The organism is Thermoplasmata archaeon (assembly GCA_035622275.1).
Lineage (GTDB): Archaea > Thermoplasmatota > Thermoplasmata > Lutacidiplasmatales > UBA184 > Lutacidiplasma.
Genome location: DASPVQ010000027.1, coordinates 69,202 through 90,409 on the forward strand (window position 1 = coordinate 69,202; position 21,208 = coordinate 90,409).

Annotated in this window: 18 protein-coding genes; 10 read left to right on the plus strand and 8 right to left on the minus strand. The window is 73.3% G+C overall.

Annotated elements, in window-relative coordinates:
* Positions 1-12: 12 nt before the first annotated feature.
* The gene (psmA, locus tag VEL82_08090; protein ID HXW67815.1) at positions 13-768 is read right to left on the minus strand and encodes an archaeal proteasome endopeptidase complex subunit alpha; all 756 of its coding nucleotides are present in this window, start codon (positions 766-768) and stop codon (positions 13-15) included.
* Between the two features lie 153 nt (positions 769-921).
* Between psmA and VEL82_08095 the strand changes: the two genes are divergently transcribed.
* On the plus strand, positions 922-3,036 hold the full coding sequence (locus tag VEL82_08095; protein ID HXW67816.1) for a thioredoxin domain-containing protein: 2,115 nt from the start codon (positions 922-924) through the stop codon (positions 3,034-3,036).
* On the opposite strand, the gene VEL82_08100 is transcribed toward VEL82_08095, so the two are convergent.
* The gene (locus tag VEL82_08100) at positions 2,981-3,835 is read right to left on the minus strand and encodes a hypothetical protein (protein ID HXW67817.1); all 855 of its coding nucleotides are present in this window, start codon (positions 3,833-3,835) and stop codon (positions 2,981-2,983) included. The two genes, VEL82_08095 and VEL82_08100, sit on opposite strands and share 56 nt — an antisense overlap.
* Before the next feature lie 80 nt (positions 3,836-3,915).
* Between VEL82_08100 and VEL82_08105 the strand changes: the two genes are divergently transcribed.
* A complete protein-coding gene (locus tag VEL82_08105; protein HXW67818.1) occupies positions 3,916-4,908 on the plus strand; it encodes a helix-turn-helix domain-containing protein in 993 nt (330 codons plus the stop codon).
* Positions 4,905-5,558: a hypothetical protein gene (locus VEL82_08110; GenBank protein ID HXW67819.1), complete on the plus strand. Its 654-nt coding sequence runs from the start codon at positions 4,905-4,907 to the stop codon at positions 5,556-5,558. Before VEL82_08105 ends, VEL82_08110 begins: the two co-directional genes overlap by 4 nt.
* 20 nt (positions 5,559-5,578) lie before the next feature.
* Here VEL82_08110 and VEL82_08115 read toward each other — a convergent pair whose 3' ends face one another.
* The 4 genes from VEL82_08115 to VEL82_08130 form a co-directional block, all read right to left on the minus strand.
* A complete protein-coding gene (locus VEL82_08115; protein HXW67820.1) occupies positions 5,579-6,124 on the minus strand; it encodes an AAA family ATPase in 546 nt (181 codons plus the stop codon).
* Entirely contained in the window at positions 6,121-6,741 is a 621-nt protein-coding gene (locus VEL82_08120; GenBank protein ID HXW67821.1) for a hypothetical protein, read from the minus strand. The genes VEL82_08115 and VEL82_08120 overlap by 4 nt, the downstream gene beginning before the upstream one ends.
* Before the next feature lie 69 nt (positions 6,742-6,810).
* On the minus strand, positions 6,811-8,316 hold the full coding sequence (locus VEL82_08125; GenBank protein ID HXW67822.1) for a glycine--tRNA ligase: 1,506 nt from the start codon (positions 8,314-8,316) through the stop codon (positions 6,811-6,813).
* The gene (locus VEL82_08130; GenBank protein ID HXW67823.1) at positions 8,313-9,407 is read right to left on the minus strand and encodes an amidohydrolase family protein; all 1,095 of its coding nucleotides are present in this window, start codon (positions 9,405-9,407) and stop codon (positions 8,313-8,315) included. Before VEL82_08130 ends, VEL82_08125 begins: the two co-directional genes overlap by 4 nt.
* A gap of 90 nt (positions 9,408-9,497) precedes the next feature.
* Between VEL82_08130 and VEL82_08135 the strand changes: the two genes are divergently transcribed.
* The 5 genes from VEL82_08135 to VEL82_08155 all read left to right on the plus strand — a co-directional run bounded on the left by VEL82_08135 (position 9,498) and on the right by VEL82_08155 (position 14,911).
* Positions 9,498-10,397, plus strand: a complete 900-nt coding sequence (locus tag VEL82_08135) for a PfkB family carbohydrate kinase (protein HXW67824.1) — start codon at positions 9,498-9,500, stop codon at positions 10,395-10,397.
* Positions 10,394-11,653 carry a molybdopterin molybdotransferase MoeA gene (locus VEL82_08140; protein ID HXW67825.1) on the plus strand — a complete coding sequence of 420 codons (1,260 nt, stop codon included), beginning with the start codon at positions 10,394-10,396 and terminating at the stop codon, positions 11,651-11,653. The genes VEL82_08135 and VEL82_08140 overlap by 4 nt, the downstream gene beginning before the upstream one ends.
* Before the next feature lie 23 nt (positions 11,654-11,676).
* Positions 11,677-12,513, plus strand: a complete 837-nt coding sequence (gene purQ / locus VEL82_08145; protein ID HXW67826.1) for a phosphoribosylformylglycinamidine synthase I — start codon at positions 11,677-11,679, stop codon at positions 12,511-12,513.
* Between the two features lie 677 nt (positions 12,514-13,190).
* A complete protein-coding gene (locus VEL82_08150) occupies positions 13,191-13,748 on the plus strand; it encodes an NTPase (GenBank protein ID HXW67827.1) in 558 nt (185 codons plus the stop codon).
* 32 nt (positions 13,749-13,780) lie between these two features.
* Complete coding sequence (locus VEL82_08155) at positions 13,781-14,911, plus strand: hypothetical protein (protein ID HXW67828.1); 1,131 nt, start codon at positions 13,781-13,783, stop codon at positions 14,909-14,911.
* On the opposite strand, the gene VEL82_08160 is transcribed toward VEL82_08155, so the two are convergent.
* Together VEL82_08160 and VEL82_08165 are read right to left on the minus strand one after the other, a co-directional pair.
* The gene (locus VEL82_08160; protein ID HXW67829.1) at positions 14,853-17,699 is read right to left on the minus strand and encodes a DEAD/DEAH box helicase; all 2,847 of its coding nucleotides are present in this window, start codon (positions 17,697-17,699) and stop codon (positions 14,853-14,855) included. The genes VEL82_08155 and VEL82_08160 overlap by 59 nt on opposite strands.
* A gap of 49 nt (positions 17,700-17,748) precedes the next feature.
* Positions 17,749-18,186, minus strand: a complete 438-nt coding sequence (locus tag VEL82_08165) for a PPC domain-containing DNA-binding protein (protein ID HXW67830.1) — start codon at positions 18,184-18,186, stop codon at positions 17,749-17,751.
* Between the two features lie 133 nt (positions 18,187-18,319).
* On the opposite strand from VEL82_08165, the gene larE reads away from it, so the two are divergent.
* Entirely contained in the window at positions 18,320-19,147 is an 828-nt protein-coding gene (larE, locus tag VEL82_08170; GenBank protein HXW67831.1) for an ATP-dependent sacrificial sulfur transferase LarE, read from the plus strand.
* Positions 19,144-21,183, plus strand: coding sequence for an excinuclease ABC subunit UvrB (uvrB, locus tag VEL82_08175; protein ID HXW67832.1), 2,040 nt, complete (start codon positions 19,144-19,146; stop codon positions 21,181-21,183). Before larE ends, uvrB begins: the two co-directional genes overlap by 4 nt.
* Positions 21,184-21,208 lie beyond the last annotated feature (25 nt).

Sequence of the window (21,208 nt, forward strand, 5' to 3'; positions counted from 1 at the left end):
CGCGCCGCCCGACTAGGACTTCGCGCCCTTGCCGGCGGAGCCGGTGCCGGGGAGCCGCGCGACGTACTTCTGGATGTCGTCCGTGGCCAGGCGGACCATCCCCCGGGCGGGCTCGACCGTGCAGACCTCGACCTGGGCGAGGCTCCCGCCCTCGTCGAGCCCTGCTCGCAGGCCCTCGAGCGCGAGCAGGATCGCACCGTCGCGGTCCAGGCCCGCGCGGTACTTCTGCTCGAAGAGGTCCATGACCGGCCCCTTGTTGCCGCCGGTGCTCGCCGCACGGAAGCTCGTCAGCGAGCCGGACGGCTCCGTCTCGAACAGGTGGATTCCCGTGTCGTCGTAACCGCCGACCAACAGGGCCGTGCCGAACGGTCGGACCCCACCGAACTGGGTGTACTGCTGCTTGTAGTCGCAGATGCGCCGAACGAGGAGCTCGACCGCCATCGATTCCGCGTAGGTCACGCGGTTCACCTGGGCGACCAGCCGCGCGTAATCGACCAGCACCCGCGCATCCGCGACCAGGCCGGCGGTCGCGCAGGCGACGTGCTCGTCGATCTCGTGGATCTTCTCCAGGCTCGCGGCCTCGGCCAGCTTCGGGTTCGGTATCCGCCGGTCGGCGATCAGGACCACCCCATCGGCATAGACGACGCCGGCGGTCGTCGCGCCGCGGCGGACCGCCTCGCGCGCATACTCGACCTGGAACAGTCGACCGTCGGGAGAGAAGACCGTGATCGCCCGGTCGTAGGCCATCTGGCCGGGTTGCATCTCCATCGGTGCGCCTCGCGGCGGGCACTCGGGTCCCCTTTATAACGGGGCCCCGGGCAGTAACGCGGCCGATAGCCGGTTACGCCTCGTCGCTCGGGCGTCGGCGTGCCGGTCGCGCCGCGTCGACAAGGGTAAGAGCGCCGCGTGGCCGTACCGGCCGTGACGGAGCCGGAGCCCGCGCCCCCCGATCGGAGTCGAGGGTCCTCGCGGCTCGCGCGCGAAGGCTCCTCCTACCTCCGCGCCGCCGCCGAGCAGCCGATCGACTGGTATCCGTGGGGCCCTGAGCCCTTCGAGCTCGCGCGGCGCACCGGTCGTCCGATCCTCCTCGACATCGGAGCCTCCTGGTGCCACTGGTGCCACGTGATGGACGAAGGTACCTACTCCGACCCCGAGGTCGCGCGCCTGCTCTCCACGCACTTCGTCGCCGTGAAGGTCGACCGCGATCAGCACCCGGAGGTCGATCGGCGCTACCAGCGCCAGGTCGGAGCCCTGACGGGTGAGGGCGGTTGGCCGCTCACCGGCTTCCTCACGCACGACGGGGAAGTGTTCCTCGGCGGGACCTACTTCCCGCCGACCGACGGCCACGGGCGCCCGGGCTTCCGACGGGTCCTGAAGGAGGTCGCGCGCCTCTGGCAGGAGGAGCCCGAGCGGATCCGCGAGAACGCCGAGGGGATCCGGGGCGCGCTCGAGCGGATGCGCGCCCGGCGCGCGCCCCGCGAGGTCGCGCTCGTCGAGTTCATCGGCGCGGTACGAGCGGATCTGCTGTCGTCGTACGACCCGGTCCACGGCGGCTTCGGGGGTGCCCCGAAGTTCCCGCATCCGACCGGAGTCTCCCTACTGCTCTGGGATGCGTTCGCGAACGGCGTGGCCGCCAGCGCCGACCGGGCCCGCGACACGCTCGTGCGCATGGCGGAGGGCGGCGTCTACGACCAGATCGGCGGAGGATTCCACCGCTACTCGGTCGACGAGGGATGGCACATCCCGCACTTCGAGAAGATGGCGGTCGACAACGCGGCCCTCCTCGGCGCCTACGTCGAGGGGGCGCAACGCTTCGCCGAACCTCGGCTCGAGCAGACGGTCGGTGGGATCCTCGGCTGGGTCCGCGGCGTCCTCGCGGACCCCGCGGGCGGCTTCGGCGCCAGTCAAGATGCCGACAATGCCCCGGGCGACGATGGGGACTACTTCACATGGAGCCGCGCAGAGCTGAAGGAAGCGCTCGCGGGGGACGAACTGCGCTTCGCCACCCGGCTGTTCGGGATCGGCACCGACGGCCGGATGCCCCACGACCCCGAGCGCAACGTCCTCTTCCGCGCGATCCCCACCGCCGAAGCCGCGAGTGGGCTCACGCTTTCCGGTCCCGCGGAGGCGGTGCTCGCGCGGGTCATCGAGCGCCTGGCCGCGCGGCGGGCGCTCCGGCCGACGCCCTCCGTGGACCGCGCCCTGTACGCCGACCTCAACGGTCGGTTCATCGGCGCCCTCGCCCGGGCCGGGTCGCTCGCGAGCGACCCCACGGTGCTCGCGGACGCCCGGCGCGCCGCGGACCGCTTCCTGCGCGAGGCGGTGCGTCCGGGCGAGGGCGCCGCCCACCGGCTCGACCCGTCCGGCCCGAGCGGCTGGGGTCTGCTCGAGGACCAGGTCGCGGTGGCGGGCGGGCTCGTCGAGCTCGCGGGAGCGACGGTCGACCCGCGCTACGTCGCACCGGCGATCGCCCTTCTCGAGCTCGTCGACCGGGAGTTCCGCGGCGAGGACGGGCTCCTGCGCGACATCGCCCCCCGTCTCTACGACGGCGCGGAGATGCCGTCGCTCGCCGTCCCGAGCTACCCGCTCGAGGACAGCCCCCACCTGGCCGCGAACGCCGCCGCCGCGCTCGCCGGCTATCGATTGTCCTCGCTGGTCCACGACGAGCGCTGGCGCGCGACGGCCGATGCGCTCCTTCCGCCGATCGCCACGCGGATCGCCGGGGCCGGCCTGTTCGCGGCCGGCTCGGCGCTCGCCGCCGGCCTCTCGATGACGGAGCCGGCGACGGTCGTCATCGAGGGCGAGGGCGCCGCCGCGGATCGACTGGTGACGGCCGCGCGCCGGGCCTGGCACCCGAACGTCTGGGTCTTCCGCGGGACCCCGCCCGAGCCGTTCTCGCTGCCCGAGGCGCTCCGCGTCGCCGAACGGCCGAAGGAAGCCCGGGCGCTCGTCTGCTTCGGATCCGCGTGCGCGCCCCCGATCACGGAGCCCTCCGAGATCGCGCCGCGGCTCGCGCGGGGACGGGCGAGCGGGTGAGGACGGGGCCGAGGTCGGTCCCGTCGAGCAGATAGGCGCGGGCCCGGCCGAGGGACAGGAACCGGCCGACCAGGAACGAGCGGCCCCGCGCCGGCCGCTCCCGGTTCAGCGCTTCGAGCCCGGCGAGCGGATTGAAGGCGGGCACCACGACGATCTCCTGCGCACGGATCTCCGCGTGTCGTCGCCCTCTCCGGTTCCCGCGCGGTGGCGGGTCCCGCTCCACGCGCACCCAGCACGGACGCTTCCCGAGGGGGTGCTCCGGCGTGGGTGCCAGTCGGAACCCGGGATGGAGGTGGCCCGTCACGAGCCGAGCGCAGGCCAGGACCTCGTTCGAGGGCCAGCGGTGGCCGTGGAAGACGCCGGTGCCGGCCCGCACCGTTCCCGTCGGACCATGCACCTCGACCTCGCGCGGTAGATGGGGGACGAGTCCGACGTCGTGGTTGCCCAGGATCACCCCGACCGCGGCGCTCGCCCCGAGGAGCCGGGCGAAGAAGTCGAAGAGGACCGGCCGCAGGGTGCGCGGCACCCCGACGATCGGGTGCTTTACGTCGCCGGCGACGAGCAATCGTTCCGCCCGGGAATGGTCGAGAAGGCCGAGGAGCCGGTCCGCGAGCTCATCGGCGGACCCCCCCGGGGGACCGCCGGGCCGCTCCGCCGTGCCCCCGAGGCCGAGGTGAAGGTCGGCGACCACGAGCGTCGGCCCACCGTCGTGGGGCCCGCCCAGGAGCAGGGCGGGGGCGTCCGGCACCGGTCGCGCGGGGCCGTCGACGGTGGGAGCCCGGCGGTTCGCGCGCGCCACGGCCCGGACCCCCGACCCCCGAGGACGTGCAGCGGGTCCGCTCTTATAGACGGCCCAGATGGATATCTCGAGGTTCGTCGATGCCCCGGTCCCGAGAGCGCTGGATCGAACAGGTCCGCGAGACGCTCGAGCGGGCCGGCTTCTACGTGTCCGACACGCACGGGGTCCGGCCGTCGAGCTTCGATCTCGCCGCCCGCCGCGACGCCACGCTCCTGCTCGTCAAGGTGCTCAAGAACATCGACGCGCTCGATGGCGAAGAGGCCACCCGGCTGCTCGAGCTCGGTCGCCTGTTCCCGGCGATCGTGCTCGTGGTCGGCCAGGCGTCCGGCACCTCGGAGCTCGACGCCGGCGTCGTCTACACCCGCTATGGGGTCCCGATCATCAGCCAGTCGACCCTCCAGGAGTACCTCGACAAGGCGCTCCCGCCCTTCCTGTACGCGAGCCCCGGCGGAACGTTCGCCCGGGTCGATGGCGAGCGGCTAAGGTGGCTGCGCCTGCACCGCGGGCTCTCGCTCGGCGCGCTCGCCGGCATCGCGGGTGTCTCGCGTCGGGCGATCCAGCTCTACGAGGAGGGCGCCGGCGCGGAGATCGAGGTGATCGACCGGATCGAGGGATTCCTGGGCGAGCCGATCGTCCGTCCGATCGAGCTGTTCGAGCCGAAGCGGCCGAGCGCGCGCCTGGCCGGCGGGGCGAGCGACCCCGAGGCCACGGGCGTCGCCCCGGCCCCACGGCGACCGCCGCGGACCGGCGACGCCCTGCGGGACCACGTGATCGAGCAGCTCGACGGCATGGGCCTCGAGGTCGTCGTGACGGTGCGGGCCCCGTTCGACGCCCTGGCGCGCACGCCGGAGATCCTGCTCGCGTCGACCGGCAGCCTGCGCGCCGCGCTCCACCGCGCCGAGGTGCTGCAGAGCCTCGCGCGCGTCGCGGAGGGCCACGCGATGTTCATCGTTCGCGAGGCGGTCCACCGCGCCTCGATCCAGGGCCTTCCGATCCTGTCGGTGAACGAGCTCAAGCGCCACCGCGATCCGGACGACTTCCTCGACGAGATCGCCGCGCGCGAAGGCCGGTGATCGCCGAACCGCTCGGTCCCGGTCGCGCGCTCCTCCTGGTGGGGGCCGTGCGGGGCCTCGAGTCGGAGAGCCCGCGTGTCCTCGCCGCCGTCGATGGCCACGCCCCGACCGCGGTCGGGATCGGCCTGTCGACCGAGGAGGTGGCGAGCCTGCGCCGCTACTTCGTCGCGTCGGACGCCGAGCCGGTCGTCCCGCTCACCTCCAACGAGACCGGGGAGGTCCGGGGCCTCTCCCGCTTCGGCCGCGTGCGCGTGCCGAACCCGTCGTTCATCGACCTGATCGCCTGGGCCGACGAACGCGCGCTACCGATCGAGGCGCTCGACCCGAGCGAGGACGCGAGCGCCGAGATGTTCGCCGAGCACATCGGGTACGTCGAGCTCGTCCGACGCACCGTGCGCGAGCGCTCGACCGGCCGCAATCCGCCGGCCCCTTCGAGCCCGGACGAGTTCGCGCTCGCCTGGGACCAGAGCGTGGCGGGCGGACGGGGATCCCGTGCGTTCGCGCGCTCGCGAGACGGGCATCTCGTCCGCGGGGCCCGTCGGCTCGCGCAGGGGCGGGGCCGGATCGCGGTCGTGGTGGACCGGGAGCGTTTCCCGCTCGTGCGCGAGCTCCTCACGGGCCGCGAGCCCGAGCGCCTCGGCGACCCGTAGGCCACCGCGCGACCCGTCGCTCAGTCGCCGTCGTCCCGCGCGAGGACCCGCTCGAGCGTGGTGCGCGCCAGGCGGCGGAACTCGTCGAGCGAGCCCTCGTTGACGATCATCCCGTCGGCCAGCGCGAAGGCGTTGCCGATCCCCCACTTGAGCTCCCGCCGGTCCCGGTCGTAGAAGTCCTGTAGGTCGACGTCGTCGGAGCGCTGGCGGGCGCTCAGGCGATTGTACCGGGTCTCGGGCGACGCGAAGATCCCGAGGACGAACAGGTCGCCGAAGTGGTGGCGGAAGACCGAGATCTCGCTGTCCGACCGGCAGCCGTCGACGAGCATCCGGGTCTCGGTCAGCTTCGGGAGGGCCCGCTGCGCCCAGACCCCGGGGCCGTGCTTGTCGCGCTCCTCCGAGGCGACCCGGCCGACGTTGGCGTTCGTGAGCCCGAGCCCGCGGCGCCGGGTCTCGTCGCGCACGAGGTCGCCCATCTTCAGGGTCGCGAGCCCCATGCCACGCGCGACCTCGATCAGCTCGTCCTTGCCCGAGCCGGGCATGCCGACCGTGACGATCAGTTTCATGGCGCGCGGGAGCCGGCGTCGGCCGGGGGCGGAGGCGGCGGCGCACCGCCCAGGTTCCCGGCGACGTCCTTCTCGGTGACCAGCTGGAGCCGGTCGGCGCGCTGTCGGTACGCGAGCGCCTCCTGCTCCTGGAGCCGGGCGCTCTCCAGGTACCGGTCCACCTTGACCTTGAGTTCGGCGGTCTTCTGCGTCTTCTGCGCGGCCTTGAGCTCGAGGGCCCGCGCCTTGTGCTGGCGGTCGACGACCTTCTGCTGCAGCTTGCGGACCCGGTAGTGGAGGTTGGTGACGTCGGAGCCGACGGGCGCCCCGCCGGCGCGGCTCGTGCCGGCCTCGATGTCCCGTTCGTGCTGCTTCATCTGCTGCTCGATCTCGGGGATCTCGGCGAGCACGCGCTGGGCCTTCTCCCGCAGCACTGTCGACTGGTGGCGGAGCCGCTCGATCTTGGTGTTGATCCGCGAGGCGCGCTGCTGGAAGCGCGCGGCGAGCCGGTCGTGGTGGGCGGAGCGCTCGCGCAGCTTGGTGATGTCCGCGTAGCCCTGGCCCAGCCAGCGCGACTGGCGATGCTGGAGCGGCGTCAACCCGCTCGTGGGCGGTGGGGCGCCTCCGCCGGCGGCCATCGATGGGGAACTACGTCGGAGCGAGGTATATCCGTTGTTCGGTCAAACCGAACGACGCACGGTGGCCGGTCACGCGCGAGGCGGGCGCGGCGGCAGGATCGCCGGCCGGATCCGCGCGGCGAGCTCGCCGACCGGCAGGCGCTCCTGTGCCTTCGAATCTCGGTCGCGCAGCGTGACCGTGTCCCGGTCGGGACCGTCGGCGACCGTCCGGCCGTCCACCGTCACGCAGAACGGCGTGCCGGCCTCGTCCATCCGGGCGTAGCGCCGGCCGATCGCCCCCGCATCATCGTATCCGCTCGCGATGCCGGCTGCGGCGAGCCCGTCGGCGACGCGGAGCGCGTAGGCGGCGTGCTCCTTTTCCATCAGGGGAAAGACGCCGGCGGCGAGCGGCGCAAGGTACGGCGGCAGGTGCCAGACCGTCCGCTCGCCCTCCCGCGCCAGGTGGACGTCGGCGAGCGCCCAGACGTTGCGGTCGACCCCGAAGGTGAGCTCGAGGACGTGCGGGAGCACCTTGGCGCCTCCGTGGAGCGTCACGGAGAGGTCGCGGCCCGAGCCCTGCCCGTGCCGGGAGAGATCGTAGTCGCCCCGGTAGTGGACGGCGCCGAGCTCCTTGAAGCCGCCCAGGCTCTCCAGCTGGACCTCGACGTCGAACTGGATCCGGTTGTAGAACGCCCGTTCGCTGTCGGATTTCTCGAACAGGCGGATCCTCTCGGGGGGCACGCGCAGCACGTCGCGGAAGAAGCGGAACGTGTGGACGAGGTGGTAGACGTAGAACTCGGGCAGGCCCCCCGGGCCCGCGAGCTCGCCGGCGGCGACCCACTCCGGCGTTTCCTCCCCGGCCGTGCGTCGCGCGACCCGCAGGAGCGGGAGCCGCTCGTCCCGGACCCGCTCGAAGGGCAGGGGGAAGTGGGCGGGGTCGAAGAAGATCTGGAGCTCTGCCTGCGTGAACGCCCTCATCCGGAACAGGACCTGCCGCGGCGCGATCTCGTTGCGGTAGGCCTTCCCGACGACCGCGATCCCGAGCGGGAGGGCCCGGCGGCCGACGTCCCACATCCGGGCGAACGCGAGATAGCTGCTCTGGGCGGTCTCGGGCCGCAGGTAGGCCCGCTCCTTTCCGGTGACGCCGAAGTCGACGCCGAACATCAGGTTGAACGAGCGGGGGACGCTGAGCGCGCTCGAGCCGCAGTTCGGGCACTTGAGTTCTCGGGCGTGCACGATCTCGCCGATCTCCACGGGCGAGAGCCCGTCGACGCCCTCGGGTCGCACCTTCTCTAGGATCGTCTCCGCCCGGAAGTGGGCATGGCAGTTCTCGCACGTGATCTCGGGGTCGGTGAAGTTCTCGAGATGGCCCGACGCGCGGACGACGGCCTCGGGCAGGATCTCCGCCGGCTCGATGACGTGATAGTCGTGCGAGAGCCCCGCGAACCAGGCGACCCAGGCCTCCTCCACCCGCCGCTTGAGCGCGGCACCTAGGGGCCCGTAGTCGTAGAGGCCCTGCGCGCCCCCGTAGATCTCGGCGGTGGGCCAGAGCACGCCGCGACGGCGCAGCAGCGCGAACAGTTCGTCGCTCTTCATCCGGCGCCTCCGGCGCGGACGGGCCGGGGCGCGACCGGGACGATAAGATGTTCGGTGGTGCGCGTGACGACCTGGTAGGCCGGGTCGTCGGGCGGCAGCCGCAGGACGAGGGGCCGGACCGGCGTGCCGGGCGCCACCCGTGCCGCCTCGGGTTCACCGAGCCAGCGCCACGGCTCCACGAGCGCGCTGCGCGCGAGGAACGCGGCGGAGACCGGCCGCCGTCGCAGCCGGGTCGCGACGTACGCGAACTCGAGCTCGCGCCAGATCGACGGCGCGTGGAACATCGCGTTGTCGGTGCCGAGCAGCATCGAGACCCCGAGCCGCTCCATCGCTCGCAGGTCCGGCTGGCGGCCGAACAGCGCATTCGATCGGGGGCAGACGGCGACCGCGACGCGCGCGTCGCGCACCGCTGCCAGATCGTCCGGGGTCGCATGCGCGAGATGGATAACGAGGTCCGGTCGTGGACGGAGGAAGGAGTCCGGGGCTTCGCGCCGGGCCTCGCTGGCGTGCAGTCCGAACGGCTTACCCGCCCGCCGACACGCCCGCGCGACGGTGTCGCGCGTCGCGAGGGACTCCTCGAGCGCGCTCGAGAGCCCCACGCCGTCCCCCACCGCCAGCAGCCCCGCGAGCTCCCGCGGGTCGACGGGGCGGGCGATCGGGCGGCCGAGGATCACGACCCGCAGCCCCGACGTCCGCGCGGCCTCGCGCAGGAGCCGAACGCCCGCGACGCCCTCCTCCCGGAAGTCGACGGCCGCCGCCACCCCGTCGTGGACCATTCGCTCGAGGGCCCCGCGCAGCGCCGCGAACTTCGCGGCGCGCGTCGCCTCCGCGAGCAGCCGGAACTTGTAGCCGTGCGGTGGGCGGACGAGGGAAGCGACCGGGCCCGCTGGCGGTTCTCGTGTCGAGACCGCGTCGCCGAGGTGCGTGTGACTGTTGACCGGCGCGGGCACCACGATGCCCCGGATCCGGCGCTCCCGCCCGCGCCGCGAGTCGGTCCCGCGAGCACCGACCTCAACGACCCGGCCCTCGCGCAGCCGCACGTAGCCCGACCGGGCTCCCTCCGCGTCGAGGATCGCGCCGTCGACGAGCATCGACCGCCGCCGGAGCGGCAGGAGGGCATAACAGCGTCCCGCGTGCCCGAAGGGCTATGCGAGGCGAGGGCTAGCGCGCGGCGACAGGCTATGGCCGAGGCGCTCCGCGAGCGGCCGCGCGAGCTGCTCGTCTCGGGTCACGTCAACGTCGACCGGTTCTTCTCCCTGCCCCGGTTCCCTCCTCCGGATCGAACCGTCCCGGTGCTCCGCGAACGCGTGGTTCTCGGGGGAACGGCCGGCACGATCGCGCGCACTGCGAGCCACTACGGGGTGCGGACCGGGCTCATCGCCCGCCTCGGCGACGCGTTCCCCGAGTCGTTCCGACGCCAGCTGCGGCGCGACGGCATCGACCTGCGGGGGCTCACGTCGCTGCGAGGCGTTCCGACCCCCACGGCCTACGTCCTCGAGGAGCCCGGCGGTGCCCAACGGACGCTGATGGCCCAGGGGGCGATGGCCGACGGGATCCGGGCGCAGGGCCTTTCCTGGCCATGGATCGGGGAGTATGCCTGGGTGCACCTCACCACGGGACCGCCCGATCTCCAATTGGGGGTCGCCAGGCAAGCGCGCGCGACGGGCGTCCGCATCGCGGCCGACCCGGCGCAGGAGGTGTACTACCGCTGGGACGCGCGCCGGCTCGCCCGGCTGCTCCGCGACGCCGAGATCGTCTTCGGGAATCGAGCGGAGATCGCCCGGATCGCCGCGAAGCTCGACCTGCCCGGACCGCGCGCGCTCGCGGCGAAGGTCCCCCTCGTAGTGCGGACGGAGGGCCCGCGGGGCGCGAGCGCGTTTTCTCGCACCGGCACCGTCCACGTGCCGGCCCGACCGGTCCGGCACGTGGGCTCGGTGGTCGGGGCCGGTGATCGGTTCCGGGGCGGATTCTACGCCGCGTGGTTTGCCGGCCACGACCTCACCGGATGTCTGCGCGCCGGCGTAGGCGCTGCCGCGCGCGGCCTGGAGGAGGGTCCTTTGCGCCCGGAGCTCCGACGATGAAGATGCACGCCTTTCGCCACCTCACCTCGGTGAGGCGCGCGCGACAGCAGCTGCTCGCCGCGACCCGCCCGATCGCCCGGACCGAGCGGGTCCTCCTGACCGACGCATTCGGCCGGATCGCGGCCGAGTCGGTCCGCGCCCCCCGGCCGGTCCCGGCGTTCTCGCGCGCCACGTGGGACGGCTACGCGCTCCGGAGTGCCGACAGCCGCCGCGCCTCCCGGGACCGGCCCGTGACGCTCGCGATCGTCGGCGAGGTGTTCGCGGAGGAGGCGTTCCGGGGTACCTTGCGGCCCGGCACGTGCGTCGCGATCGCGACGGGCGGCGCGATGCCGCGCGGCGCCGACACGGTCGTGATCTTCGAGGACGTCGAACAGCGCGGCGATCGGATCCGGCTGCGCCGGCCCGTGGGTCGCGGCGAGCGCTTCTCCCAGCCGGGACATGACTTCCCGCGCGGCCGCCTGCTGGTGCACCGGGGGGCCGAGCTCACCGCGACCCGGCTCGGGACCCTTGCGGCCTGCGGGATCCCGAGGATTCGCGTCTACGCCCGCCCGGTGGTCGCGATCGTTCCCAACGGCAACGAGCTCCTCGCCCCGGGCGCCCGCGGACGCACCGGCCGCATCTACGAGAGCAACAACGCGATCCTCTCGGCGGTCGTCGCGGCGGCGGGCGGGATCGCCTGGCCCCTGCCGCCGGTCCCGGACGAGCCGGAGCGCATCGTGCGCGCCCTGCGCCGCGCGCGGCGGGGCGCGGACCTCGTGCTGGCGACCGGCGGCAGCTCCGTGGGCGAACGCGACCACCTGCCGCGGATCCTCCCCCGGTTCGGCCGAGTGCTCTTCCACGGGATCGCCGTCCGGGCCGGCAAGCCGACGCTGGCGGCACGGGCCGGTCGCACGGTGATCGTCGGCATGCCCGGCCACCCCACCTCGTCGCTCGTGAACATGTACTGGCTCGTGCTGCCGGTGATCCGCAAGCTGGGCCGTCGCCCGGGTCCGGGGTGGACGGACGGGTCCGCGATCCTGGGCAGCGACGCCGTCGCCCCGACCCCCGGGCTCGCGACGGTCGTGCCGCTCGCCTTCCGCGGCGGCCGGGCGTTCTCGACGTTCCGGGGCTCGTCGGTGATCACGAGCATGGAGGGGGCGACCGCCTACGCGATCCTGCCGCCAGGCCGCCGCGTCGTCCGGGCCGGATCGCGCCTTTCGGTCCACTTCCTCGACCCGCCGCTGGGCCCCGGACCTTCGGCCGCGAGGAACGGTTAAGCCCCGCCGACCGCTCGCCGGCCGTGGCCCGGACCCAGCTGTCGATCGCGATCCTTGCCATCGAAGGAACGAACTGCGACCAGGAGCTGGCCGTCGCCCTCGCGAACCTCGGTGCCCGACCCGAGATCGTCCAGCTCCGGCAGCTCGCCGACCGCGACGTCGCCCCGGAGGAGCGACGGCGGCTCGATGACTATGACGCGCTGTTCGTGCCCGGCGGTTTCTCCGGCGGCGATTACGTGCGCGCCGGAGCGATCCTCGCGGCGCGGGTCCGCGCCGCGATCGGCGACTCGCTCGAGGCGTTCGTGCGCTCCGGGCGGCTCGTCGGCGGCATCTGCAACGGCTTCCAGGTCGTGGTCGAGCTTGGGCTCCTCCCCGGCCGGCCCGGTGGCCGACTGGGGCCGCCCGACGCGGTCCTCATGACGAACGATTCCGGCCACTTCGAGTGCCGGCCGACGTTCGTCGCCTGGGAGGGCGGGAAGTTCCCGCCGCTCCGGGCGGTCGCGAAGGGCACGCGCTTCCTCTTCCCGTCCGCGCACGCCGAAGGAAAGCTGGTCCTCTCCGGGGACGCCGCCGCGCGGCGGCGCGAGCTCGCCGAGGCCGGGCAGATCCTCTTCCGCTGGGTCGCGCCCGATGGCACCGAGGCGAGCTATCCGTGGAACCCGAACGGCTCGGACGGCAACGTCGCGGGCCTCACGAACCCGGAGGGGAACGTCTTCGGGCTGATGCCGCACCCCGAGCGCGCGTTCTTCCGCGCGCAGGCACCGGACTGGACGAGGAACGGCGGGCCCGAGGGGGTCGGCGACGGCCATCGATTCCTCGAGGCGATCGTCCGACACGCCGAGCGCGCCCGCGCGGGCTGACGACCGCGCCGCGGCTGAGGCGCCAGAGTCCGAGGCGCTCGCCCTCGAGCCGGCGCGTCGCGACCGTCCGCACCCGGCCTCCGGCGTTCGTCCAGCGCCGTCGGATGCGAGCGAGGGCCCGCGGGTCCTGCCGCGAGGAGACCACGAGGAACGCCACGCCCCCGCGCGACAGGTGGCGGGCGAGGCCGCGGACCAGGCGCGCGGTCGTGCGGCTGCCGTCCGGGCCGCCGTCGAGCGCGAGGTTGTGCCAGCGGTCCGGGTCGCGCTGCCCGGGGGCCGTGGGCAGGTAGGGCGGGTTGGCGAGCACGCGGTCGAAGCGTCCGAGGCCCCGGGCGAGGTCGGTGCGGACCGCGGCGACCGAGAGCCCCAGCGCTCGCGCCCGATCGCGCAGCGAACGCAGCGCGTGGGGATTCAGGTCCGTCGCGACGACCCGGGCGCCGCCATGGGCCGCCCGCAACGAGGCGTCACCGGCCCCACATCCGATCTCGAGCAGCGTCGAGCCCGCGGGCACGTCAGCGAACGGCAGCAAGAGCCGGGAGTCTTCTCGGGCCGGATAGACCGGTCCCGGGTCGTCCTGGAGCGCGTGCGGCAGCCGTCTCGCCCCCGTTTCAACCCCGGAGGCGGGGATACGCTCTTATTGCATACCGCCCTAGAAGGCCCATTAACAGGGAGTTCCCGTGCCGCGTCGACTCTCCCCTCCGGTCAAGATAGGTATCACGGGCCTCCCGGGCTCGGGGAAGACGCAGACCCTGCTGCGGATCATCGAGCTCCTCGAGGAGGAGGGGGTGAAGGTCGGCGGCATGGTCACCGAGCCGATCGTCGAGAAGCAGCGTCGCGCGGGCTTCCAGATCACCAACTGGCTGACCAAGGAGCACGAGGTGTTCGCCCACGAGGGGCTCAAGTCGCGGATCCGCTCCGGGCGCTACGGGGTCAATCTCGGCGCCCTCGAGGGCCTCGGGACCCGCGCGCTCGCGGAGGCGCGGGAGGAAGCGGACGTGATCGTCATCGACGAGGTCGGCAAGATGGAGGTCGAGAGCGAGCCGTTCACCCAGAGCGTGGTCGAGACCCTCGACGCCAAGAAGTCGATTGTGATGACCCTGCACAAGAAGTCCCGCAACCCGTTGCTCCAGGATATCCGGCGGAGGGACGAATTACGCCTGCTCGAGGTCACGCCGATCAACAAGAACCTCCTCGCGTTCAAGATCGTGCACCTCATCACGGGCCGCTCCCACTGAGCCTCTCGCGCGAGGGCGGCACCGAGCTCGAGCTGCCGCCGGCGCCCCCGGGCCGTGGGCCACGGGCGCGATCACCGGTCTTCTACAACCCGGCGATGGCCGGCGACCGGGACCTCGGCGTCAGCCTGGTCCGCGCCTGGGCCGGTCTCGCCGGCGGCCGGACCGGTTGGGAGGTGACCGCCGCGACCGGCGTGCGGGGTCTGCGCCTCGTGCGCGAGAGCGCCGCGTTCGACCGGTTCCTGCTCACCGAGGCGAACCCCACCGCGGCCGAGGTCCTGCGCCGCAACGCCGGCCGCGTCGCGGGCGCGGTCGCCGCCGAGCGGGACGGGCGCGGTCTCCCGGGGGAGGCGCCCTTCGACTACGTCGACGTCGACCCATACGGCTCGCCGGTGCCGTTCCTCGGCACGGCGCTGCGCGCGGTCCGTCCGGGCGGGCTGCTGGCCGTGACCGCGACCGATATGATGGTCCTCGCCGGCGTCCAGCCCGGTGCGGCCGAGGCGCGCTACGGGGCGCGTCCGGTGCGCGGCCGCCTCGGCCCGGAAGGCGGGTTGCGCATCCTGCTCGGTTATCTCGCGCACCAGGCCCGCTCGCTCGGTCGTCGCGTGCGGCCGGTCCTCGCCTACGTGCGCGACCACCACGTCCGGGCCTACGTCGAGGTCACGGAGGGCGGGGAGGACACGCCCGGGCCGATCGCCGCGATCGTCCCGGCGTTCTGGCACGGACCCCGACTCGGCGAGCGCGGGCCGTACGGCCCGCTGTGGCTGGGGCCCCTGTTCGACGCGTCGCTCGTTCGTCGGCTCGAGGTGCCGATGGCGGCCGCCGAACCGCGTTCCACGGCCACGTTCCTCGACCGCGTGCGGGAGGAGCTCGCGGCGGACGTCCCGTTCTACTACGAGCCGAACGAGCTGTCCCGCGCGCTCGGGCTCGCATCCCCACCGTCCCGTGCCGCGCTGTTCGAGCGGCTGAGGGACCGCGGCTACCGGGCGGCGCGCACCCACGCCCGCGCCGAGGGGTTCCGCACCGACGCCCCGCGCGAGGAGGTCGAGGCGGCCGCGCGCGCGCTCGCCCCGGGCGGCCGTCGCGAGGGTCTGGCCGGCGCGTCGGTCAGTCCCAGAACGCCCGGGTCCGGGCGTAGCTCCGCTCCGCCCGCAGGATCTCCGTGAAGAACGCGTCGTCGTCCCGGTAGAGGCGCATCAACAGCCGCCGGGCGGTCTCAGGCCCGATCCCGCGGGCCGCGAGAGCGAAGAGGGCCCGCTCGCCGTAGTGGGCCACGAGCTCCGCGCTCGTGTAGCCGGTCCGGACCAGCGCGGCGAGCTCCGGGCCGGGCGGGCGCTCGCGCCGGCGCGCGCGCCCGCCCGATCGGCCGGCCGGCTTCCACTTCGCGCGCGCGTAGCGCGAAAGGCGCTGGACCTCCTCCGGTCGCCGAGGGGAGAGGACCGCGCTGAGCGACCCGTGGCAGAGCAGGCACCGGCTGCCTCCCTCCGTCCGGTAACGGGCCGGGGTCGTCGACCGGACGAACCCGCAGCGCAGGCAGACGAGGTCGAGACGCTCGTGCTCGAGGCGCTCGCGGATCGCCTTGAGCAGCGTCGGGGGCGGCCGATCGGGGAGCGTCTTCCATCCGAGCCGCTCGAGAGGACCGTCGGTGAGCGCGCTCGGGGCGGCCGGCGTGACGGCGATCGCCCCGGAGCCGATGCGCTCGAGCACGGCTTCGGCGTGGGCGAGGTCGAAGCGGTCGTGGAGCGTCTTCTCGAGCACCTCGTCGCCCAGCGGGCTCGTCGCCGCCGCCTCGAGGAGCGGCTCGAGAGTGCGCAGGTCCCGCGGGTCGGCCGACTCGGGCAGGACGCCGAGCTTGCGGGCGACCGCGAGGAACACCCAGCGGTACTCGAGACCCGACGGGACGAGTCGCTCGATGAGGGGGCTCAGCGCCGACGGGTCGAGGCGGACGGCGTCGACGAGGGTCGCGTCGTCGGCGGCGATCGGAAGCTCGAGCACGAACCAGGTCGGCTCGACGGCCGCCACGGTGGCCCGTGCCCCGAGGCGGGCGGTGAGCAGCCCGGCGGCCGCGAGCGCGAGGGTCTCGTTCGTTCGCGTGCCGAAGCAGGCGCCGTAGACGACGAGGCGCCCCCGCGCGGTGACGGTCAGGCGCTCATCGGTCGGCAAGGTGTCGGCCGCGAGCGCGGCCGCCCGGCGGTCCGCGAGGCGCGCCCGATCGCCGGGCGGCAGGGGGTAGCGGTCGAACGCACCGTCCCGACGCAGGCGCCCGATCTCCTGCGCGACGTCGTACGGGACGGGCAGGTCCTCGCCGGCCCACCGCGGCTCGCGCCCGATCTCGTTGACCGTCTCGACCAGGAGCTCGCCGTCCCGGTACTCCACGACCTTCCAGGTGCGGCCGTGCAGGAGGAAGATCTCCTCGGGCTCGGCGAGGATCTGGGTCAGGACGAAGCGCTCGTCCAGCGTGCCGATCAGTCGCCGGGTCGCCAGGTCGCGCAGGCGGTACGTCCGCTCGTCCGGTATCAGCGACAGCGAGGCGTAGAACCGCGGCAGCGTCGCCCGCCCGGAGGTGAGACGCCCGTCCTCGGCTCGGGCGAGCTTGAGGTCGACGAGGTATCCGATCAGCCGCCGCCACTCGGTCTCGGAGAGCTCGCGGACCGGCGCGGCCCGTCGCAGCATCGCGATCAGCCGGTCCGCATCGACCGATCCCTCCGCGCGCAGGGTCGCGACGATCTGCTGCGCCGCGGCCAGACGATTGGACGTCCGCCAGGTGACCGGCTCGATCTCGCCGGCGTCGGCGCGTCGGGCGAGGACCGCGGCCTCTTCGAGATCGTCGTCGTCCAGGGAGATCACGACGCCGTGGATCGTCCCGTCCTGCCGGTGACCCGAGCGTCCCACGCGCTGGACGAGGCGACCGACCTGGTGCGGCGAGCCGAACTGGACCACGTGGTCGATCGCCCCGATGTCGATCCCGAGCTCGAGCGACGACGTGGCGACGAGCGCCCGAAGGCGGCCCTCGCGGAACGCGTGCTCGGCCTCCTCCCGGACCTCGCGCGAGAGCGAGCCGTGGTGGACGGCGATCGCGAGATCCGGCGCGAGGCGCTGCAGCCGGGCGGCGAGGCCTTCCGCCGTCGGTCGGGTATTGACGAATACGAGGGTCGTGCGGTGGGCCCGGATCTCCCCTTCGACGGCCCGAAGACCGGCGAGCAGGGTCGCGTCGGCCTTCAGTTCGCGCGCGAGTTCGGGCGCGAGCGGGGGCGCGCCGGGGTCCGGGCGTCGGGCCTCGAGCTCGAGCTCGCGGGGCTCCCGGGCCGCCCGCACCTCGATCGAGCGAGGCGCCGGCGCGAGGAACCGCGCCACCTCCTGCGGATTGCCGACGGTGGCCGACAGACCGATCCGCCGCACGGACCGGCCCGTCCAGGCGTCCAGTCGTTCGAGCGTCAGCGCGAGCTGGGCGCCCCGGTCCGAGCCGACGAGCTCGTGGATCTCGTCGACGATCACCGTGCGGACGTGGCGCAGGCCCTCGCGCAGCCGCCGCCCGACGAGCAGGATCTGCAGCGTCTCGGGGGTCGTGAGCAGGAGGTCGGGGGGCGACTTCGACTGCGCGAGCCGCGCGGCCGCGGTCGTGTCCCCGTGACGGACCGCGGCCGTGAGCCCGACCTCGCGCGCGATCGACACCAGGCGGTGCTCGAGATCGCGGTTGAGCGCCCGCAGCGGCGTGACGTAGAGGGTCGAGATCGGGGGCGACGGACTCGCGAGTCGCTGTGAGAGCAGGGGGAGGATCGCCGCCTCGGTCTTGCCGGTCCCGGTCGGCGATATCAACAGGGCGTCGTCGGCCCCCGCGAGTAGCGGCAGCGCGAGGCGCTGGATCTCCGTGTACGCACGGATCCCTCGCCGACCCATCGCGTCGGCGAGGCGGGAGTCGATCCCCGAGAGCGTAGCGGTCGCGTCGCTGGCCATGATCGCGGTCCGTTCGAGTCCGAGGGAGCGCAAAGGGGTGTCGGCGGGCTCAGGGATGGTCGCCCGGCTCGAGGTCGAGCATCCGCAGGCCCCAGCTCTCGACGAACGGTCGGCCGAACGTGCGGCCGGGGAATACCTCGATCACGATCTCCTGCAGCACTCCGACCGTCGCCCGGAGCAGGTGGCCGCCGACCAGGCGGTGATCCGGGCCGGCCACCGCGCCGTGCAGGTGGATCGAGGGGCGGCCGTCCGACTGCGCGATGGAGCCGTGGAGCGCGACGACCTCGTGGGGAACGCTCAACTCCTGCGGGCGGTACTCATGCCCGTCCCAGTAGCCGAACGCGGCGCTGCGGAACATCCCGATCCCCGAGACGATCGCGGCGGCGCCGATCTCCTCGTGACGGGCGAACGCGTCGAGCGCGTCGAACAGGTCCTGCCCGTCGTCGAGCCGCAGCATCCAGCGGGTACCGTCCCTAAGGCTCTGCACGCGGAGACCGAGCGCCCCGGACACAAACCGTTTGCCGGCGCGCGCTCGAAGGGCGCGGACGCAGGAGCCGGGCGCCCGCGCTCCGGACGGGCGACAACCGTTTTTCCGACCGCGGAATGGGCGCGGTCCTTCCATGGGAACGGTCCTCGCCCCCCGGTCGGCACTCCGGTCCGCGGACGCGCTCGTCCGACGCCTCGCGGAGGGCGGGGGCGCCCTCGTGGCGCTCTCGGGCGGGGTCGACTCGTCCCTCGTCGCCTCGCTGGCGTGGGAAGCGCTCGGCCGGAGGTCCGTCGCCGTCACCCTCGCCGGACCGGCGGTTGCCCCGCCCGAGGTCGCGCGCGCGGGTCGGGTGGCCCGATCGATCGGGATCGAGCACGTGGTGCTCTCCGTCGATCCGCTCTCCAACGCGGAGTACCGGGCGAACCCTCCGAACCGCTGCTACTTCTGTCGGTCGATCGAGACCTCCGTGCTCCGCGGGGAAGGGGAACGCCGCGAGGTGGCCCAGTACCTCGACGGGATCCAGGGGGACGACCTCGCGGTGGAGCGCCCCGGTCTCCGGGCCATGGACGCGGCGGGCTTCGACCATCCGCTGGCGTGGGCCGGCTGGGGCAAAGCGGAGGTCCGCCGCGTCGCGCGCGCCCGCGGCCTCGAGAACTGGGACGAGCCGTCGGATGCCTGCCTCGCGTCCCGGATCGCGCACGGCGAGCCGATCTCCCGGGAGCTCCTGGATCGCATCGCGGCGGGCGAGGCGTGGATCCGCGCCCGGGGGTTCCGCCGGGTGCGGGTGCGCGTGAGCGCCGGCGCGGCCCGGATCGAGGTGGATCCGTTCGACGTCCCGCGCCTGACCACCGAGCCCCTCGCCTCGCAAGTCGTGCAGGCCATCGAGGGGCTCGGCTTCGCGCCCGTCCGCATCGACCCGCTCGGCTACCCGGTCGCCGCTCGCCGGCCGGCGGCGCGATGACGCTCGAGCGCGCCCGACCGAGCCCGCCCGAGCTGCCGGGGCGCTTCGAGCTCGAGACCGACCTCGTCCCCCAGGGCGACCAGCCGAAAGCGATCGATGAGCTCGTACGACGCGTGGAGCGTGGCGAGAAGTACGTCACGCTCCTCGGCGTGACGGGCAGCGGCAAGACCTTCACGATGGCCCACGCGATCGCGCGCCTGCAGCGCCCGACGCTGGTCGTGAGCCCGAACAAGACGCTGGCGGCCCAGCTCGTGAGCGAGTTCCGCGCGCTGTTCCCCCGCAACGCCGTCGAGTACTTCGTGAGCTACTACGACTACTATCAGCCCGAGGCGTACGTCCCCCAGATCGACCTGTACGTCGAGAAGGACGCGTCGATCAACGAGGAGATCGACCGCCTTCGCCACCGCGCGACCCAGGCGCTGCTGACCCGGCGAGACGTCCTGATCGTCGCTTCGGTCAGCTGCATCTTCGGCCTCGGCTCGCCCGAGGACTACCGGGCCTCGGTGATCGAACTCGCCGTCGGGCAGAAGATCCTGCGGCAGGAGCTGTTGAGCGGCCTCGTCCGCATGAAGTACCGGCGCAACGACGTCGAGCTGAAGCGCGGGCGATTCCGGGTCCGCGGGGGCACCGTCGACGTGATGGGGGCCGGCGAGACGATCCATCGCGTGGTCCTCGACGGGAGCGCGATCGGATCGATCTCCGAGCTCGACCCCGTCACGCAGGAGGATGTCCGAGACCTCGATCGCCTCGCGATCTTCCCGGCGACCCACTTCCTGACGATCGACGAGCGGATGCGCGGGATCCTCGCGGAGATCGGGCGGGAGAAGGAGGCGCGGGTCCGAGAGCTGCGGCGCGAGGAGAAGATCGTCGAGGCCCAGCGTCTCAACGGCCGCGTCGACTACGACCTCGAGATGATCCGCGAGACCGGCTACTGCTCGGGGATCGAGAACTACGCCCGGTACTTCTCCGGTCGCCGGCCCGGCGAGCCCCCGTACACGTTGATGGATTTCTTCCCGGACGATCGCTTGGTGTTCCTGGACGAATCGCACGTCACGATCCCCCAGCTCCAGGGGATGTACAAGGGCGACCGCGCCCGCAAGGACAACCTCGTCGAGTTCGGCTGGCGCCTCCCGTCGTGCCGCGATAACCGGCCGCTCAAGTTCCCCGAGTTCCTCGAGCGCGCGCCCGAGCTCCTGTTCGTCTCCGCGACTCCGGGACCGTTCGAGCGGAAGGTCTCGAAGGGCCTCGTCGAGCAGGTCATCCGGCCGACCGGTCTGGTGGACCCGCCGGTCGAGGTCCGGCCCCTCAAGGGGCACATCGCCGACCTGATGGCCGAGCTCCGCCGGAGCGTCGAGTCCGGTGGGCGGGCGCTCGTCACCACGCTGACGAAAGCGACGTCCGAGGAGCTGTCGAACTACCTCGCCAACGCCGGCTTCCGGGTCCGGTACCTCCACTCCGAGGTCGAGACGCTCAAGCGAGTCGAGGTCCTCCGCGACCTGCGCGTCGGCCGGTTCGACGTCCTCGTCGGGATCAACCTGCTGCGAGAGGGGCTGGATCTCCCGGAGGTCAGCTTCGTGGCGATCCTGGACGCCGACAAGGAAGGGTACCTGCGCAGCGAGACGTCGATCGTGCAGACCGCGGGCCGCGCGAGCCGCAACGTCGAGGGCAAGGTCGTGCTGTACGCCGATCGCACGACCGGCTCGATGGCGCGCGCGATCGCGGAGATGACCCGCCGCCGGGAGAGCCAGCTCGCGTTCAACGCCGCGCACGGCATCGTGCCGGAGACCGTGGTCAAGGAGGTCCGATCGTTGCTCGCGCCGGAAGAGGAGGTCCCTTCCGGAGATCTGTCCGTGTCGGGCCTCGGCAAGCGCTGGAAGGACCGGATGCCGCTGCTGATCGCGAACCTGGAGGAGGAGATGCGCCTGGCCGCGGAGCGGCTCGACTTCGAGGAGGCGGCCCGGATCCGCGATCGGATCCGCTCGCTCAAGCGCGGGCCCGAGCCCGCCGCGCGCGCACATCCCGGGGCGACGGCCTGAGGCCGACCGGGCGGAGCGTCATATC